This window comes from Cupriavidus gilardii (assembly GCF_013347325.1).
GTDB lineage: Bacteria > Pseudomonadota > Gammaproteobacteria > Burkholderiales > Burkholderiaceae > Cupriavidus > Cupriavidus gilardii.
In genome coordinates this window covers 3,049,268-3,065,564 of sequence record NZ_CP054626.1, presented here as the reverse complement: position 1 = coordinate 3,065,564, position 16,297 = coordinate 3,049,268, and the positions used below count along the sequence as shown (strand labels likewise).

Here is a 16,297-nt window from a genome sequence, read left to right as displayed (position 1 = left end):
TCTATGAAACGGCCTCTCGGGTCGGGCGCGCCTTTCCTATTGAAGTGGCGCTCGATCAGTTACACTGAGCGCCACTGGCCCTGCCAGTACTTTTCCCGTATGTCGCGCTTGAGCACTTTGCCGACAGCGCTGCGTGGCAGTTCGTCCCAGAATTCAATGCTTTTCGGTGTTTTGACGCTGCCGAGCTCGCGCTTGCAGAGAGAAATGAGTTCATCGCCGCTAGCCTGATGGCCAGGTTTCAGCTGGATTACCGCCTTCACCGCCTCACCCCATTTCTCGTCGGGCACGCCGACAACGGCGCAGTCCAAAACAGCAGGATGAGTGTTGATCACCGCTTCGATCTCGCTCGGAAAGACGTTGAACCCTCCACTGACGATCATGTCTTTCTTGCGGTCGACAATGGTGATTAGCCCGCGCGCATCCTTGATGCCGACGTCAGTGGTGTGATGCCAGCCGAATCCAGACACTTCTGCCGTTTCCTCCGGCTTCTTGTAATAGCCCTTCATCACCATCGAAGATCGCACCACAATCTCGCCCTTTTCGCCGGGAGCGAGCAGCTTGCCGTCGTCGTCCATGATTTCGACGCGGGCATAGGGAACGGCGCGCCCGGCTGAGCGTAGCGCCTCCTCATCGAAGCTGCCGTCTGCACGGATGTAGTCCTCCGGCTGCTTGGCCACTACCGGAAACAGACATTCACTCTGGCCGTACACCTCATAAATCACTGGCCCGAACACCCGCACCGCTTCCTTCAGCTTTTCCGGCGCAATCGGGGCGGCGCCGACTGCCAGGCAACGTAGCGGGCTTAGGTCCGTCATCGCGACTTGCGGCGTCGCGAGCAGGGCGTACACGACGGTAGGCGGCATGAATAGATGGGTGATGCGCTCGCGCTCGATCGTGGCCAGAACCGCTTGCGCGTCGAAGCCGGGCAGCACCACCGTGCAAGCGCCGCGGGCGGCGCCGGCCAAGGTGATCATGGCGGCGGCATGCGTCAGAGGCGCGACGGCCAGAATACGAGAGCCCGAGTCAATCTTCAGCATATCGAAGATGGAAATCAGGGTCATTTCCAGCGAGCGGTGGGAATGTAGCGCACCCTTTGACGGGCCAGTCGTGCCACCGGTCGGCTGTAGTACCGTCGCTCGCTGGGGGTCTTCCGGCATAGCGACGTACGGCTCGCGATGTGCGGCAATCCAGGTGTCCAGGAACTCCCCGTGCTCGGACGGCCGATCGATGCAGATGAAGCGCTGCACTTGCGACAGGTCAGCCTTCCAGGACGGCACAAGATGCTCGAAGCTGCTATGGAAAAAAATCAGGTCGCAGTCGGCGTATCCCAGCATCGCCAGATTGGTGGCGGGTGAATTTCGCGTATGCAATGCGACCCATACCATGTCCGCCCGGTTGACCGCAGTCTGTAGCAAACTTATGCGGTAATCGTTGGGCGCATAGATCGCGATATGAGCACCGTCGCGTAGCCCCGGCTCACGGGTCAGAGCGTGCGCCGTGGCGTGCACCATTGCCTGTGCCTCTTTGTAGACTAGGCGTGTTCGCCCATCCACGAAGGCTTCATGGCGCGGAAAGTTCGCCGCGGCCGCGTCGAAATAATCTGCTAAACGCAATTTTCGTCTCCTCGTCCAAGCTGCGTCGCCGGTCTGCGCCAACTTGCAGCTTGCGATTGATGTTTTAGCGACCCAGGATGGTGACGCAGGCGACCGCCTCTTCGATGCCCTGAAGCCCACCACCGTTTTCAGCCAGCGCCAGTCGCGCGCCGGCCACCTGCCGGACGCCGGCCTCGTTGCGTAACTGGGTCACCAACTCATGCACCTGGGCGATACCGGTGGCGCCTACAGGGTGTCCCTTGGACTCCAGGCCGCCGGAGGGATTGACCGGAATCCGACCGCCAATGCTGGTTTCACCGCGCTCCGAAAATGGGCCGCCTTCACCGAACTCGCAGAAACCGAGATTCTCGATCTGAATGATTTCTCCCATCGCGGTGGCGTCATGAACTTCGGCCACCGAGATGTCGCGCGGCCCCACGCCGGCCAGCTCGTATGCGCGGCGCGCAGCCAGGGCGGTGCAGTGATTGCGGTATTCGGCATCGTCACGGTCTGACCCGGTATGGACGATCGAGGCCAGTACACGGATCGCGCGCGACGGGTCGATATTCCAGCGCTTGAGGCCCGCTGCGGTGCAAACGACGGCGGCGGCAGATCCGTCGGAAATCGGCGAGCACATCGGCAAGGTCAGCGGATAGGTAATTGGAGGGGCCGCCAGAACCTCGTCGGTCGTATATGAATTGCGATATTGCGAGAGAGGGTTGTGAACGGAGTGAGCGTGATTCTTAGCTGACACCGCGGCAAGCTGTCTTTGCGTTGTGCCAAAGCGCTTCATGTGCGCGCGGGAGAACGCAGCATACACATCCATGAAAACGCTGTACGGCTTGGACGAGACGCTCCCCTCTGGGACCGCGACACCCGCACCAAGTTGCAGCAAGCGCTCGCGGATCTGCTCGGCCTCGTGCACGTCCCAGGCGCTGTCAAACACCGAGAACATGCGGTCGCGGTCCGCTGAGTACATCTTTTCAGTGCCGACTGCCAGCGCCACATCGGCGGCTCCGGCGCGCAGGTGGTTAACCGCAAGAGTGAAAGCGCTGCTTCCGCTGGCGCAAGCATTCTCTACGTTGACAACCGGGATGCCACCCAACCCCATCGCGCGCAGTGCCACCTGACCGCGAATCATGTGTTGGCCTTCCATGTGGCCCTGCGACGCATTGGCGAAAAAAGCCGCTTCCAGCGCCTCCTTGCCAAGTCCCGCATCGGCCAACGCCGCTTCGACCGCCTGTCGGGTCAGGGCCTTCATGCTGACATCCAGGTGGCGTCCAAACGGCGTCATGCCAACGCCCACCACATAAATCTGTTCCATGTGTCACTCCTCCATCATCCAGATTGTTTTCTTTGTCTGCACAACGGCCTTGCAGACACCATACACATTTTTTACCGCAGAGTAAATAACATACCTAACGGGTAATTAGTATTAACTTATGAGTTATCTTTTGTGATTGGCCAGCACGGCATCCGTGTCCGCGCCCAAGGGAGAAACGTCGGTCAGCGGCCCCGGGTGGAAGCCTCCGAATACCAACGGCTGTGCCACGTGCCAAGAAGAACCGCCGTCGTTACGCGCCACTTGCCTGAACATGCCGCGATGCCGGAAATGCTCGTCGGCGACCACTTCCTCCAGGGAATTGACCGCCCCCCACGGAATGCCGGCCCGGTCTAGCTCGGCGCCCCATTCTTCTCGCGATCGGTGCTTCAAAGCGGCTGTGATTCGCGCTCGCAATACGGTCTGCTCGGCGACGCGCTCTGGATGCCGCAACGCGGCCACGTCGTCCATACCCAACAGCGGGCACAGCGGTTGCCAGAACCAGTCCTCATGCGCGATTGACAGCGTCAGTAACTTTCCATCCGCGCATTCGAACGTGCCGTAACCTGGCTCATCGTTGACGAAACCCTCATTCATGCCGTTCATGCGCGGCGCCAGCATGGTGGTCATCAATGAAACCAAGCAGTCCGTCATGGAAACGTCAATATATGCACCCTGGCCGGTGCGCTCGCGGCGCAGCAGGGCCGACAGCATGCCGGTCAATGCGAACATTGCGGATGACAGGTCGCCGATTGCAAGGTCCGGCGGTGCTTCGATTCGGCCGGTTTTCGCCTGGCGAGACAGGAGGCCGGCCAGCGCCTGATATGACAAGTCGTGTGCCGGCCGATCGCGGTAAGGGCCGGTTTGCCCGAATCCCGAGATCGACAGATAGACAATGCGTGGATTGATTGTGGCTGCGGCGGCGTAATCGAATCCGAGGCGAGCCATAGTCCCGGGCCGATATCCCTCCATCAGGACGTCGGCGTCACGTATCAGACTACGCAGACTTTCCTTGCCCTGCTCCGTCTTCAGATCCAGCACCACCGACTTCTTGTTCCGGTTCAGTGACGCGTGAAAGCCAGGATATTGGCGCGCCGGGTCTCCGGAGCTTCGTTCAACGATGATTACCTCGGCGCCGAGATCGGCAGCCACCAGAGTGGCGAACGGCCCGGGATACTGTTCGGCCAGGGTAAGAATACGTATGCCTTCAAGCGGGAGAATCATTGCTTTCCTCTCATGCGAAACAAAAAAGCCACCGATCCGAACTTGTGAACTCCACAGCACGGTAGAGAATTCGAGTTTTGATTCTACCGACTGGTAAGATAAATTACCACATAATTATTTGACTTTCCAACTGGAAGAAAATAGTTCAAGATAAGACACTCAATCCAAACCAGAGGAGACAGCCCATGAATGAGGAAGAGATCATTTCCGAGGTGCGCGACGGCGCCATGTGGATCACCCTAAACCGTCCTGAAGCAATGAACTCATTGACGCCACGGGTGCTGGCCGGAATTTCCCGAGCCTTGGATCAGGCGCAGAACACTGACGGCGTACGTGCCGTGGTACTGACCGGCAATGGACGCGCTTTTTGCGCCGGCGCCGATTTGAAGTACGTGCAAAGCCAGGTCGGCGACACCGACAATGGAACACGGCACTTCCTGAGCGAGGTACTGGCCCTCATGAACCGCGTGGAGAGCTTTCCGATGCCGGTCATTGCCGCAATCAACGGCTTGGCGCTAGCCGGCGGCCTCGAGCTGGTACTGTGCTGTGATTTGGTCATCGCGGCCCGCTCGGCCAAGCTGGGCGACGCGCACGCCAACTACGGCTTGCTTCCGGGCGGCGGCGGATCGGTACGACTGCCGCGAAAGATAGGACCGAGTCGTGCGAAGTATCTGCTCTATACGGGAGAATTCCTGCCGGCCGAGGAATTGCTGGCCGCCGGCCTGGTGAACAAGGTGGTGGAAGATGCGGAGCTGCTTTCCGCTACCGGCGAGCTGGTCGCCACGTTAGCCCGGAAGAGCCCTCTTGGCTTGCGCCGAATGAAGGCACTGGTTGATGATGGACTGGCCCAGCCGATCGAATCGGCCTTGCGGCTAGAACTGCTGGCTTCCGAGGTGCATGCCCATAGCGCGGACATGAAGGAAGGCCTGGCCGCATTCAACGAGAAAAGAGCGCCGGTGTTCACCGGTCGCTAGGAACGCCTGTTTGTGAGGAGAGAGACCATGACACCCCTCGACCGCTTCGCCCGCCTGCGTGCCACGCAGGAAACCGCTTGGCAGATGGCGCCGGCCATACGGGCAATCTATGAAAGAGCCGGGATGACGCCAGCCCACCTGCGCACCGCCCAGGATATGACACGTCTGCCGGTCACCAGCAAGGACGAACTGCTAGCGCTTCAGCAATCACATCCGCCGTTCGGCGGGTTCCTCGCCGCTCGGGAAGAGGATATCGCGCACATCTTTGTCTCGCCCGGCCCCCTGAACGAACCGCACCTGCGCTCCGACCGGGATGGACATGGTTTTGCACGGGTGTTTCAGGCTGCCGGTGTAGGGCCGGGCGACCGCGTTCTGAACACCTGGTCCTATCACCTCGTTCCCGCCGGCCTTCTGCTTGACCAGGGCATTGTCGCCTGCGGCGCCACCGTCATTCCTGCCGGGACCGGCGGCGCCGAATTGCAGGCAAAGATTGTGCTCGACTTGGGTGTCACCTGCATCTGCGCTTCCACCGCTTTTTTCATGACCTTGGTCGAGACACTGGAGGGCCTCGGTCACGAGCTGCCGCGAGCTTGGAAAGTGCGCTCTGCTCTACTGGGCGGCGAGATGGGAGATTGGATGGGCAAGCGCCGCCGCCTCGAGGAGCGCTATGGCATTCGAACCTTCTCCACCTACGCCACCGGCGATTTTGGATTGATTGGCTACGAACAGAAGGGCCAAGAAGGTTATGCAATCCACGAAGACCGTCTGGTGCAGATTTGCGACCCAGTCACCGGCTTGCCAGTCGCTGCGGGCACGCCGGGCCAAATCGTCGTTACCACGCTTTCGCCCGGTTGGCCGCTGATTCGCTTCGGCACCGGCGACGTCGCTTGCGCCCTCGAAATCGGTGATGACGGATGTGTTAGCAGGATCGGCCAAATACAGGGCCGGGTCGGGCAGGCGGTCAAGGCCAGGGAAATTTTCATTTATCCTCGGCAACTGGAGGAGTTGGCCATCCGCATTCCTGGAGTGCGCGCCGCTCAGGCGGTGATCACCTGCCCCGGTAACCGCGAGGAAGTCACACTACGCCTGGCGGTCGAACCCTCGGCACGACAGGATTCGTTGGCGCAGACGGTGGCCCAGGAATTCCAGACCCTGTCCCGGCTCAAGCCCGATCACTTCGAATGGCTAGCGGCCGATGCCCTGGCGGCGGAAACCGTACTAGTGGTAGATCGCAAGAGCGGTACTTAGCGAATCGCTGTTAGGCGGCGGCCATCTGATACCAGGCGCAGCCGTCGTCTCCGATTCGCACCGAAGCTTCACCTCGAGCTACGAGATAGTTGAGATGGGCCAAACTTTCTCCCGTCGCCATGCTCATCAAATGGTGGTCCGAGGTGATGGCCCGGGCGAACAGTGCCCCGTATACGTCGATCACACGCCGCGGTTCGCACAGAGCTTTCCGCAGCCGCTCGAGCGCGCGCTGCTGGCTCTGCAAAAGAGAGTCGATCCGATGATGCAAGCCATGAAACGGCTCATTATGTGAAGGAAGCACCAGTACGTCGTCCGGGACTTCGCGCCTCAGTTTTTCAAGCGAATCCAGCCAGTCTGAGAGTGGGTTAGCTTCCGGCTCAGTGGGAAATACCGAGACGTTGGATGATATGCGGGGCAATATCTGGTCGCCCGAGATCAGCTGCTTTAGCTCAGGGCAGTACAGGCAAACATGCTCTGGCGAATGCCCCGTGCCCACCACGACGCGCCAGAGCCGTCCGCCGATATGAAGCTCTTCGCCATCCCGCAGGCGCCGATAACTGTCGGGCAAAGCATAGATCATCTTACCGAAGGCGCCGAACCGCGTGCGGTAGTTTTCGATGTCTTCGTCATTCCAGCCGGCCCGACGATAGAATTGCACGGCGTCCTCCGGCGCTTCACGACCGGTATCGGCGCCTAGCACGCGACAGCTCAGGTACTCCAGGCGACTGATCCATAGCTTGCAGCCAAACTTCCGGGTCAGCCAGCCCGCCATGCCGATATGGTCGGGATGCATATGGGTGACGAAGACGCGCGTCACAGGATCCCCGAGCACACCGGAAAACAACCGGCGCCAAGCCGCCGCCGTATCGGGCGACCAGATGCCGGTATCCACCAGCGACCAGCCGGCCCCATCACGGATTGCCCACATGTTGATATGGTCGAGTTGGAACGGCAGGGGCATGCGTATCCACTGCACCCCCTGCGCGATTTCCCTGGCGGTTCCCGCCTCTGGAACCTCTCCGCACGGATATGTCAGGCCAGGCTTGGCAGCTGTGCTACCTTCGTCTTCAGTGTTCATGGCGGACTCCTCACGATACGCCGGCCTTATTACATCCGCCCGGCGTTATTCCTAGGCCAGACTACGCGCAATGATGAGCTTCTGAATATGGCTCGTGCCTTCATAGATCTTGCAGACACGGACGTCCCGGCAATAGCGTTCGACCGGGAAATCTTTGAGGTAGCCGTACCCACCATGGAGTTGTAGCGCGGTAGAGCACACCTTCTCCGCCATCTCGCTAGCGAACAGCTTCGCCATCGACGCTTCCTTCGCGCATGGAACGTTCGCATCGACCAAGCGTGCGGCATGCAACACATACTGATGGGCAATCTCTACATGCATCGCCATGTCTGCCAAGTCGAAGCTGACCGCCTGCAAGTTGATGATCGGGGCGCCATACGCTTCCCGGTCCTTGGCGTACCGCAAGGCCGCCTCCAGCGCGGCACGAGCGACCCCAACGGCCTGCGCCGCAATGGCGACACGGCCGTGCGACAGTAATGCCATCGTTTGCTGATAGCCTGCGCCTTCGGCACCAATGAGATTTCCGGCTGGGACGCGACAATCCTTCAATTCGATCTGCGCGAGATGTGCGGTGTGTTGACCATATTTACTTTCGACACGTGCGACCTCGTATCCGGGCTGCTTCGGGTCGACTAGGAACAAGCTTTTTCCGCGCTTGCCGGCGGTTGGATCGGTGACCGCAAGCACGATCGCCAAGCCTGCCTCGCTGCCGTTCGAAATGAATTGCTTGCTGCCGTTCAGGACGTATTCAGTGCCATCTCGTCGCGCGGAGGTGCGAAATGCCGCGGTGTCGGATCCGGCGTGAGGCTCGGTAAGCAAGAAGGCGCCAATGTGCTCACCGCTGGCAAGCTTTGGCAAGTATTTACGCTTCTGTTCTTCGCTAGCCGACCACATCAGCGTCAGACCCAGACTGTTGTGGACATGAACGATAGTCGCAAATCCAGCATCCGCCGCCGCGAACTCTTCAATGGCCAGACAGTATTCGACAAAGCTTGCGCCCGACCCGCCATACTCGTCTGGCACCAACATACCCATAAAGCCGAGTTCACCCACAGATTTCAGCTCGTCATGTGGCCAAGCTTGCGACTGATCGCGCGCGGCCGCGGTCGTTGCGACGACTTCGTTGGCCACCTTTCTGGCGGAATCGCGGATCATGACTTCCTGTTCGCTCAGGAAGACTGCGGAAGTATCGGACATCATATCTCCTTGAATGGAGCCTTGCGGCGCCTTGTTGTAGTGATCAATGCGTGCCATATGCTGCCGGGCTTTCCGGAGCACTTTTCTCACCAATTTTCGACTTATTGGAAGATCGTTTTACCTATTGAACATGAATTCTACTCTTCGGTCAATTATGTTCCCGCCTCTTACCCTTGTCAATCATGTCATCGGCCCCTCTACTCGTCTTTTGATGAGCGCGCACATTGCGGTGGTGGGTAATACCACCTCTCGAAGTTTTTTGGTTGGATTCACCACTGCCAGTACCCTTGGCCGGCGCCAGCGAAGGGGCCGTACGGCCGCCGCCACTCCTCGGCGTTTCCTCTCTCGTGGTGCCAAGACAGGTCATGAGTGTCTACATGTGGGCAATTTGACCGACAGCTGCGAAAAAATAGCCACCGTACCTCGAGCGCTGTATTAAGCAAAAAGTCCTTAATGTCATGGCACTAAGTGAAGCTTCACGCTTTGAGTGCACCTGTTAGCGTCACCATCTGAGAACTGTGTGCAGTTGCAAGTTGAATCGCTCCCTGTGTCCTAGACACTGACGAGTCTCTCGAAATACTGTTGCTCGCAGTTTACCGGCGCGAGCCGGTTGTTGTATCTGCCGCAAAGTTAGCACTTTTGGCGAATCAAACAAAATTCAGACAAGACTCGGGGAGTCATGCATTTTTCAGACATTTTTCCAAATTTCCTGATGCAATCAAGCATAAATCAGACACCCTGGATTAGGGATGGGTTTCCCGTCTTCTGACGGCTCGCTGCCTATTCGAATCAGCCCATCTCGAGCGCAAAATTTTTCAAGCTTATTCGATTCGCGTGGCATGCCCTCCAGCGACACATATACTGTGATGCAAGAACCTGCATGCCACCCGCCGCGCGCCATGCCGCCGGGTCGAAGAACCGCCCCATCCCATTGGTGGGCTTCGGTGATGTGGTAATTGCCGCCGGCGTGGACGAGGTGCCGACCACCAGCACGCCGGGGAAACCGATTCTGGGGGGAAGTTCTGAGAAATCGGCGCGCTGGCGAAGGCAGAGGCGTGGAACGAAAGTCTGCCGGGCGAGGCCGGCTCCATACCGTAGCAGTGGGGGTGACGGCTGAGTGAAGGCGCATCCGGGCAAATCTGCCAGGGAGGGCTGGGCTCAGCCTCACCACCCGTAGCAAGGCTGTGAAGGTGTTCACCTGCTTTTAGGCTGAGCCATTTGGGTAAGCATGAGAATGGCGAATCCATTTATCAGTTGGGGGGATGTGTTCAGAAGCGCCAATAGAGGTACCGGGTGGGTATTGGGATGTAGTCACATTCGAGTACCCAACGACAAGGCCAGATGCATGGATGCATGTTAGCGAGTGATTTTCTTCGACTTGCGGTGGCTACGAAAATCTCCCATCAGCACGCGCACGATTGAACGGTTAGCCTCCGTGAGGTGCGCGAGCTCCACCTGGTAACCATAGAGCTGATGGAGAGCGAGGGCGATGGCGCATGAGCGCGAATAGCCTCCTTCACAGTGGATAACCAATGAACATATCTCATCGGGCAGTGCTTCGACGAAGGAGCGAATGGCTTCTGCCTGCTCTTCGGTGAAGGCGTGAGCCAGCTTTCCCCGAGCGCGCTCGGATAGGTCCGGATTGAGGAAATCGACGTCGGCAAAGCTCAGGCGCAGCACGTGAGCGAAGTCGCCAATGGCAGCTGGTGGGCGCTCCGGTGCAGTGATTGAGATGACAGCAATCGATGGCAAAACAGGCAGCTTTTCTGCATCAGGCCGCGACAATGCGAAAACTTGGCGCGTCCCGTCAGTCGGCGGCCTGTAAAGTTTATGGAGAATGTCTTGCAAGCGTTGTGCCATTTCATGTCTCTCAAAAGCCTGGTTGGGTAAAGTGTTGCTTGCTACCGCGCAGTGCCCAAATGACTATCGTCCTCTCTTTACCCGTAGCAGCGGTTTCACGACACTTGAGAAGTTTCAAAAGTAATGGCACCGCGCGATACCCGAAGAGCTGGGTAACCATCATCACTCCTGCGCTAATGGAACAAACAGGTCTTGCCCTGCCCTTGCTCCGAGAACTGCCAGGCGCCCCAGCTCTGCCATGCGAATCAGCCCGCCGCGAATGGCTCCGTCTCGGAGATGCCGCGCACCGACCAGTTCGATGCCAGACAACAGTCTCGACAGCGCAGATGACTTGGTACCCATGCCACGCGCCAAGTCGGCAAGAGGCACGTAGGCTTGTCGGAATGCCAACAGCTGATGCGGCAACACGACGCGGCAGTGCTGGCCGCGGCGTTGAATCGACTCGGACGCCAGCAACCCTTCGTCTATCCAGTGCGCGATGGACTCCCATTTCCAGCCGGTCGCTTTGGCCAGCTGCTGAATCGACATGCCCGCCTCGAGCAATGGCGTGCCAAAATACTGTGCCACGTCCGCCCTCAGGAAGGACATTTCGCCCAGCGTTCGAGCGCGCGTGACGGCTTTCACATCGCCATTCGCGATGGCTTTCATCAGCGACTCGATGGCCTGTTTCTCCCCCAGGCGACGGCTGGTCAGTTCCGCCCAAGTGAGTGTCGCCTCATCGGCGACCGCAGCAGGTTCGGCCCACCGGTCCACCAACGCATATAAATCCAGCAGGGATTGGTGCGCGACCGGGCCGCCTTTCAGGAGATCTTCGCGCCAGCGGATGTCTGACCGGATAACGCCGGCCGCTTTCATGCGTTCGAGCACGACGGGGGGAATCTTTGCCAGCTCGCAGGCCGCGGCGTCGGAAATCCACCCGGCACGTTGCTGCTGGATGCGCTCAACCTCGGCGCAGGGAATTTCATACACCTGGCCCCGCGTGCCGGTACGCCGCGTGCGGTGTGCGCATTCGCCCGCCTGAATCGAGTCGTGCAGACGCGAGACGCTCACGCCGATGGCTTTGGCGGCATCCGGCGCCCGCAGGTATCCCGTCGCCTCCTCGGCCATGGCCTTGGCCGAATCCAGGCCCAGTACGCAATCGGATTTTTCGGCGGCGACGTCGAGGATGATGTGCAGGAGCGGCTCGAGCGTCGTGCCCTGGCACAGCTTGCGCAGGCGGATATACCAGTCCCCCAGCAATGTGTTCAGCGTGCGGGCATCCTGGCGGCCGGCGGCAATGCGTTGCGCAACATGGGCCCGGAAACCCGTTGGCCAGTCGGCCAGCAAGGCGTCGAGCGGCGCGAGGAATTCGACCGCTTCCGCGACCGATTTTGGCACGACTGCGCCACGCGACAACCCGGGCTGCTTCGGGCCTGCATACAGGCAGAGCGTCCGAATGACCTTCACCAGCACGTTGGTGTCGACGCCATGCAGCACCGGTTTCATGCTGCCCGATTGCCGGCCATTGCGCGCAATGAGCGTCGACAACCACAGCTGTGCCTGGGTCGCCGGCACCCGCGGCAGGCTGCCCAAGTCATGGCCACACGAGCACAATCCGATATAGAGTCGCTCCGGCGACAGGTGTTTGCCACAGGCGTTGCACTGGTCGACCAGGCGCAGGCGGTGCTGCGGACAGGCGGTGACATAGGTGTGTTCCCACGTGTGTCGCAGGTACGGCGATTCAGCCAGGCACGCCGGACACACCGCGTCCGATTGCGCCCGATGCAGTCGGCCCCAGTCGCGGCAGAGGTCTTCTTTCTGCCTGGCGGATTCGGTCCACGCCGGCTCCAGGCCGAGATTGCGCGCTACCTCGTCCGTGCGCATCAGCAATGCGCGGCGCTTACGTTCGACGCCCGCCGTATCCGTCAGGTTACGCCAGCTGAACAGCGCATTGTCGGCGGACAGTCGACGGTAGTACCCCATGCCGGACTCATCGTCCCGAGGCGCAGAGGGGACGATGAGGCTCATTGCTTAACTCCTGATTTTTTACGAACCGGGACGGACGCCAGGTTGCTGGTCAAAACATGGACGTAGGCCTGCTTCAGGGCTGCCGGCTCGACGTCCACGTCGTCGATGCCCGAATCCCGGAAGGCCAATCTGTGCGGTGACCCGGCGTGGTTGACGTCTTCCAGTGCCTTCTGGCAGTCTGCGTAGGTGATGGCGCGCGGCGTTTGGTACGCCATTAACTTGGCCAACTCACGCATGAAGTCGGCGAGTACCCCAATCAGGCCACCGGTGAGCAGATAGCTTTGCTGCGTCAGCACGCGGGGGCGCACGTCAATGGGATAGCCCGCCGCAGCGAACAGGCGGGCATAATTGGTGACGCATGCAATGTATGCCGCCATCTGCTTGGCATCGCTGGCGTCATACGGCAAAAAATGGCGCGCGGGATAAGCCCGGCGACGCAGTTGTTCATTCGCTGAAAAAAGTCGTTCGAGGCGCGGAATACCGAACAGAATCAGCGTCATGTCGAGTGTGTCGGCCAGAGCCTTGAGCCAGTCGCTGGAGGCGCGCGGGGGCACCCGTGATCCTTCATCCACGAGGTGGGATATCTCGTCAAAAATAATCACCCGCGTGCCGGCCAGGCGCAGCTGCGTCACCATGAAATCGAACAACGCTCCCGCCGTCATGCGGGCAGGGACCCCGATGCCCAACGCGCGCAGGACACTTTGGGGAAGCAGCTTGGCCGTTGCGGATTGGGGCACCGCCACCACCAGTACGGGCACATGGCGCCGCCCATCGATACGGGTTTCCGGGTAGTCGCGCGACAGGGTGGCAATGAGCGAAGATTTGCCCACGCCGCTCGGACCGGGGACGCGAACGATTTTGGGTGCAAAGCCAGCGAGGGCGTCATCGATGCGCCGTTTGAGCGTAGCGAGGTGCTCCACGAACATGGGGTGCGGCAGTTCGCAGGTCTCGATATCTCGGCGCAATTGTTGGGCTGGGGTCACAGCAGTTTTTCTCCAGTGGTTCTGTTTACAATGGGCATCAGCGGCGCATCGTCGTACGAGATGGCAACCGGCTGAAGGTCTTCCGTGGGCAATGAGGGATTGGTCGAAGGGGCAGGCCCAAACGGCCCAGTCGACAAAAGCGGCCGGTCGATGCTGCGCTGGAGGGCCGAGTGGTCTTTGGCCCGGCGTACGGTTTCCTGGTTTTCTGCGCGCTTGCCGCGCGGTTTCCGTGCCTTGCCATGTCCAGTGACCGCAGCGTCCAGGTCGCGCAGGAATTGCACCTTGTCGTCCGGGACCGTCCAGTCCTCCATGCCCGAATCGAAGCGGGCTTTGGCTTCCGCAAACGTCCAGGCCGGCGTTTGCGGGCGGACGTGTTCGTGCGTCAGCGTGACGAGCGGAAGGGCATCGTCCTCGTACACGTACGCCTGGCGGAAATCGTCGGGGTTGTAGACGACGTGGAGCTGCGCGTGGTCGCCGTACTTGGTCAGCAGATAGGACATGGCTTCGCCCTTGTAACGGAAGCCATGCTCAAGCGTGATGCCGGTCTTGGCGCTCAGCGTGCACCGCTTGTGCTCGAAGAGCGCGGCCATCCATTGCTGACGGGGTGGTGGCATGGTGATCGGATGTCCCCTCTCTTCGGTCAGGTAATTCAGACGCGCAAGCGGCGTCTTGCCCTTGACCGCATCGACCAATAATTCGTCCCAGCGCAGACGCTCGAGCGGCGTGTTGACCCAGTCCTCGTACAGCCACCGGACGATCCACGTCTCGAGCGCGTCGACGGTCATCAGCGCGTCGCCCAGCGCCTCCGGGTCACGCTTGCCATCCTTTCCTTCGAAACGCGTGCAGCCCGGCAGGCGCTGCAACGCCTCCTTGAGCGCCCGGTTCAGGCGCTCGATGAAGGGCTTGCCTTGCGCTTCCTTCGCCTTGCAATGCTTGACGTCCATCGCCAGCAACTCAAGGCGAACGATGCGGCCCCCCTTGGTTTCCGGACCATTATCAAAAATGACCTGGGCAGGCGTGCCATATAGATTCCGTGCATGGGCGATGGCCAGCTCCTTGAAGCGGGTCGCCTTGGCCGGCGTCAGATACATTTCGAGGCACCGCAGCGAATCCATCTCGCGCGGCGCGCCAATGACCAGATGCCATCCCACCGGATACCCGGTGCAGACATCAATCGCCAGCACCAGATAGACGGTCCGAGCGACGCCATGGGGTGTGCGCACGACGAAGGGCAGATGCAGGGCATCCTGCTCGATGCGGGCGAAAGGAAATGCCGCCCGGATACGCCTCTTTGCGAACGACTTGCCGGCGACCCGGTTGAGCGGGTCCATCCGGTCGTATTCGGCATCGACGCTCAGGCGATGAATCGTGGCGACGACGAATTTGCGGCTGATAGCGTGCTTGGCAACATGCAGGCCGCGACGGCGGGCTTCCCGGTTGATATATCCCGTCAGGTCCAGGACCGTCCACTTGGATTCCGTGACCAAGTACCGGTCCTGGATGACCCCCTCGGCGAATTCCACCAGGTCCCTCGCATACCTGGGCGTCGCGTTGCCTTTGTTTTTGTCGCCTTTGAGCACCGGCAAGCCGAGCAGTTGCTTCTTGTGCGCCCGGAACAGGGTCGGACGAGATGGAAACGCGCAGACCACCAATCCGTCTGCGTTCTCGCTCACGTAGGCCTCACGGGCCAGAGGGATCGCGGCGTCAAACGACAGACCCCGTTGCGCCCGGAGGGCATCGATGCGCCGCAGGGCGTCGTGCAGAAAACGGTCCCTGGCGTGCAGTGCCGGGTTGTCGTACTGGGCGACGAGGCCGACGCGCGGCATCCCCTTGCGATGCAGCATCAGACTGCCGGCCGCAATTCCGGCCCGGATGGCGGCTTCATCGACATACCGGGCTTCGCGCTTCTCGGCATCGAAAATTTGGATAGTGCCGGCATGGACACGACCGTCCAGCACCTCGAAGTAGCGGTCCGGCTCGCCAGATGGCGCCAATTTGTCTCCGACGCGCAGGTCGGACATCATGACCGCAGCTCCTCAAGCAGGCAGAGGTGGCCCAGGTCACCATAGGCGGCGGACAGCTCCAGCGTGGCGCAGATGCGGTGATGCGCCACGTCTGCTTGCAACACACCGATCGCCAGCAGGGGTGGAATCAGGCCCGTCGGAATCTGGAGGTCGGCACACAGGTCGCCTTGCAGCACCGGGCCGGATTCACAATAGCGCTGGACGCGGTCGATGATGTCCGGCGTCAGGTATTCCTGGGCGCGCACGAGCGCGGGCTTCAGCAGTTGGGCATTGACGACGACCGGGTGCCGTTCGTCCGCTGGCACAACCAGCGTGGAGAGCGGATAGCAGTACGCCGTCATGATTTCGCGGGCGCGCTCGATTTTCGCCCAGTAGCGGTCGTCGCCCTCGTAGCCCTCGAGTTTGACTTCGTACGCGCATTGCAGGCCATCGAGCTGAACCGTGGCGAAGTCGGGTGTGTATTCCACCTCTCCGGTGCGGCCGCCCCGCATCCGGCGTGCCTCGGAGACTTCTTCGCGCGTCAACAGCAGCCGTTCGCCGACCAGGTCGACGGTGAACGGTTGTGGCTGGAAGGAGCGCACGCGCGGGTCGACGCTCAGCATGTGCGCCACCAGGCGTTCGGCGTCGGAATCGACGGTGATGTGGCCACCGGCCTTTTCGGCATAGGTGCCGATGCGGGCTTTGCCGTACGTCCGGGCCGTGAACCGGACGCCGGCGTTCGCCATCGTCCGGCGGCTGCGCACGCCATAGGATGGCGCGCTTCTCATTGCGCACCTCCGAGGCTCGGCA

Annotated in this window: 12 protein-coding genes; 2 read left to right on the top strand and 10 right to left on the bottom strand. The window is 60.6% G+C overall.

Going from position 1 to position 16,297, the window contains the following annotated elements; all coding sequences use genetic code 11:
- Positions 1-59: 59 nt before the first annotated feature.
- The 3 genes from FOB47_RS24015 to FOB47_RS24005 all read right to left on the bottom strand — a co-directional run bounded on the left by FOB47_RS24015 (position 60) and on the right by FOB47_RS24005 (position 4,137).
- Entirely contained in the window at positions 60-1,613 is a 1,554-nt protein-coding gene (locus FOB47_RS24015; RefSeq protein WP_012248118.1) for a class I adenylate-forming enzyme family protein, read from the bottom strand.
- A 64-nt stretch (positions 1,614-1,677) separates the two neighbouring features.
- A complete protein-coding gene (locus tag FOB47_RS24010) occupies positions 1,678-2,916 on the bottom strand; it encodes a thiolase family protein (protein WP_105793865.1) in 1,239 nt (412 codons plus the stop codon).
- 123 nt (positions 2,917-3,039) lie between these two features.
- Positions 3,040-4,137, bottom strand: coding sequence for a CaiB/BaiF CoA transferase family protein (locus tag FOB47_RS24005; protein WP_105793866.1), 1,098 nt, complete (start codon positions 4,135-4,137; stop codon positions 3,040-3,042).
- Between the two features lie 185 nt (positions 4,138-4,322).
- On the opposite strand from FOB47_RS24005, the gene FOB47_RS24000 reads away from it, so the two are divergent.
- Both FOB47_RS24000 and FOB47_RS23995 read left to right on the top strand, forming a co-directional pair.
- Positions 4,323-5,111, top strand: coding sequence for an enoyl-CoA hydratase/isomerase family protein (locus tag FOB47_RS24000; protein ID WP_012248115.1), 789 nt, complete (start codon positions 4,323-4,325; stop codon positions 5,109-5,111).
- A 27-nt stretch (positions 5,112-5,138) separates the two neighbouring features.
- Positions 5,139-6,359 (top strand): phenylacetate--CoA ligase family protein, encoded by a 1,221-nt coding sequence (locus tag FOB47_RS23995; protein WP_105793867.1) that lies wholly within the window; start codon positions 5,139-5,141, stop codon positions 6,357-6,359.
- A gap of 10 nt (positions 6,360-6,369) precedes the next feature.
- Here FOB47_RS23995 and FOB47_RS23990 read toward each other — a convergent pair whose 3' ends face one another.
- From FOB47_RS23990 to FOB47_RS23960, 7 genes are all read right to left on the bottom strand, one after another.
- On the bottom strand, positions 6,370-7,437 hold the full coding sequence (locus FOB47_RS23990) for an MBL fold metallo-hydrolase (RefSeq protein WP_105793868.1): 1,068 nt from the start codon (positions 7,435-7,437) through the stop codon (positions 6,370-6,372).
- 51 nt (positions 7,438-7,488) lie between these two features.
- The gene (locus tag FOB47_RS23985; RefSeq protein ID WP_041863569.1) at positions 7,489-8,634 is read right to left on the bottom strand and encodes an acyl-CoA dehydrogenase family protein; all 1,146 of its coding nucleotides are present in this window, start codon (positions 8,632-8,634) and stop codon (positions 7,489-7,491) included.
- Positions 8,635-9,990: 1,356 nt separating this feature from the next.
- Positions 9,991-10,494, bottom strand: coding sequence for a hypothetical protein (locus FOB47_RS23980; RefSeq protein ID WP_105793869.1), 504 nt, complete (start codon positions 10,492-10,494; stop codon positions 9,991-9,993).
- A 162-nt stretch (positions 10,495-10,656) separates the two neighbouring features.
- Complete coding sequence (locus tag FOB47_RS23975) at positions 10,657-12,501, bottom strand: TniQ family protein (RefSeq protein WP_105793870.1); 1,845 nt, start codon at positions 12,499-12,501, stop codon at positions 10,657-10,659.
- Positions 12,498-13,484, bottom strand: a complete 987-nt coding sequence (locus FOB47_RS23970) for a TniB family NTP-binding protein (protein WP_244959377.1) — start codon at positions 13,482-13,484, stop codon at positions 12,498-12,500. Before FOB47_RS23970 ends, FOB47_RS23975 begins: the two co-directional genes overlap by 4 nt.
- Positions 13,481-15,508: a transposase gene (locus FOB47_RS23965; RefSeq protein WP_174782251.1), complete on the bottom strand. Its 2,028-nt coding sequence runs from the start codon at positions 15,506-15,508 to the stop codon at positions 13,481-13,483. The genes FOB47_RS23970 and FOB47_RS23965 overlap by 4 nt, the downstream gene beginning before the upstream one ends.
- Positions 15,505-16,275, bottom strand: coding sequence for a hypothetical protein (locus tag FOB47_RS23960; RefSeq protein WP_174782250.1), 771 nt, complete (start codon positions 16,273-16,275; stop codon positions 15,505-15,507). Before FOB47_RS23960 ends, FOB47_RS23965 begins: the two co-directional genes overlap by 4 nt.
- Between the last annotated feature and the right edge of the window lie 22 nt (positions 16,276-16,297).

Bases quoted from the DNA above. Each gene is read 5' to 3' on its own strand.
- FOB47_RS23980 (WP_105793869.1), bottom strand. From the start codon at position 10,494: ATGGCACAACGCTTGCAAGACATTCTCCATAAACTTTACAGGCCGCCG.
- FOB47_RS24005 (WP_105793866.1), bottom strand. From the start codon at position 4,137: ATGATTCTCCCGCTTGAAGGCATACGTATTCTTACCCTGGCCGAACAG.
- FOB47_RS24010 (WP_105793865.1), bottom strand. From the start codon at position 2,916: ATGGAACAGATTTATGTGGTGGGCGTTGGCATGACGCCGTTTGGACGC.
- FOB47_RS23990 (WP_105793868.1), bottom strand. From the start codon at position 7,437: ATGAACACTGAAGACGAAGGTAGCACAGCTGCCAAGCCTGGCCTGACA.
- FOB47_RS24000 (WP_012248115.1), top strand. From the start codon at position 4,323: ATGAATGAGGAAGAGATCATTTCCGAGGTGCGCGACGGCGCCATGTGG.
- FOB47_RS23985 (WP_041863569.1), bottom strand. From the start codon at position 8,634: ATGTCCGATACTTCCGCAGTCTTCCTGAGCGAACAGGAAGTCATGATC.
- FOB47_RS23975 (WP_105793870.1), bottom strand. From the start codon at position 12,501: ATGAGCCTCATCGTCCCCTCTGCGCCTCGGGACGATGAGTCCGGCATG.
- FOB47_RS23995 (WP_105793867.1), top strand. From the start codon at position 5,139: ATGACACCCCTCGACCGCTTCGCCCGCCTGCGTGCCACGCAGGAAACC.
- FOB47_RS23965 (WP_174782251.1), bottom strand. From the start codon at position 15,508: ATGATGTCCGACCTGCGCGTCGGAGACAAATTGGCGCCATCTGGCGAG.
- FOB47_RS23960 (WP_174782250.1), bottom strand. From the start codon at position 16,275: ATGAGAAGCGCGCCATCCTATGGCGTGCGCAGCCGCCGGACGATGGCG.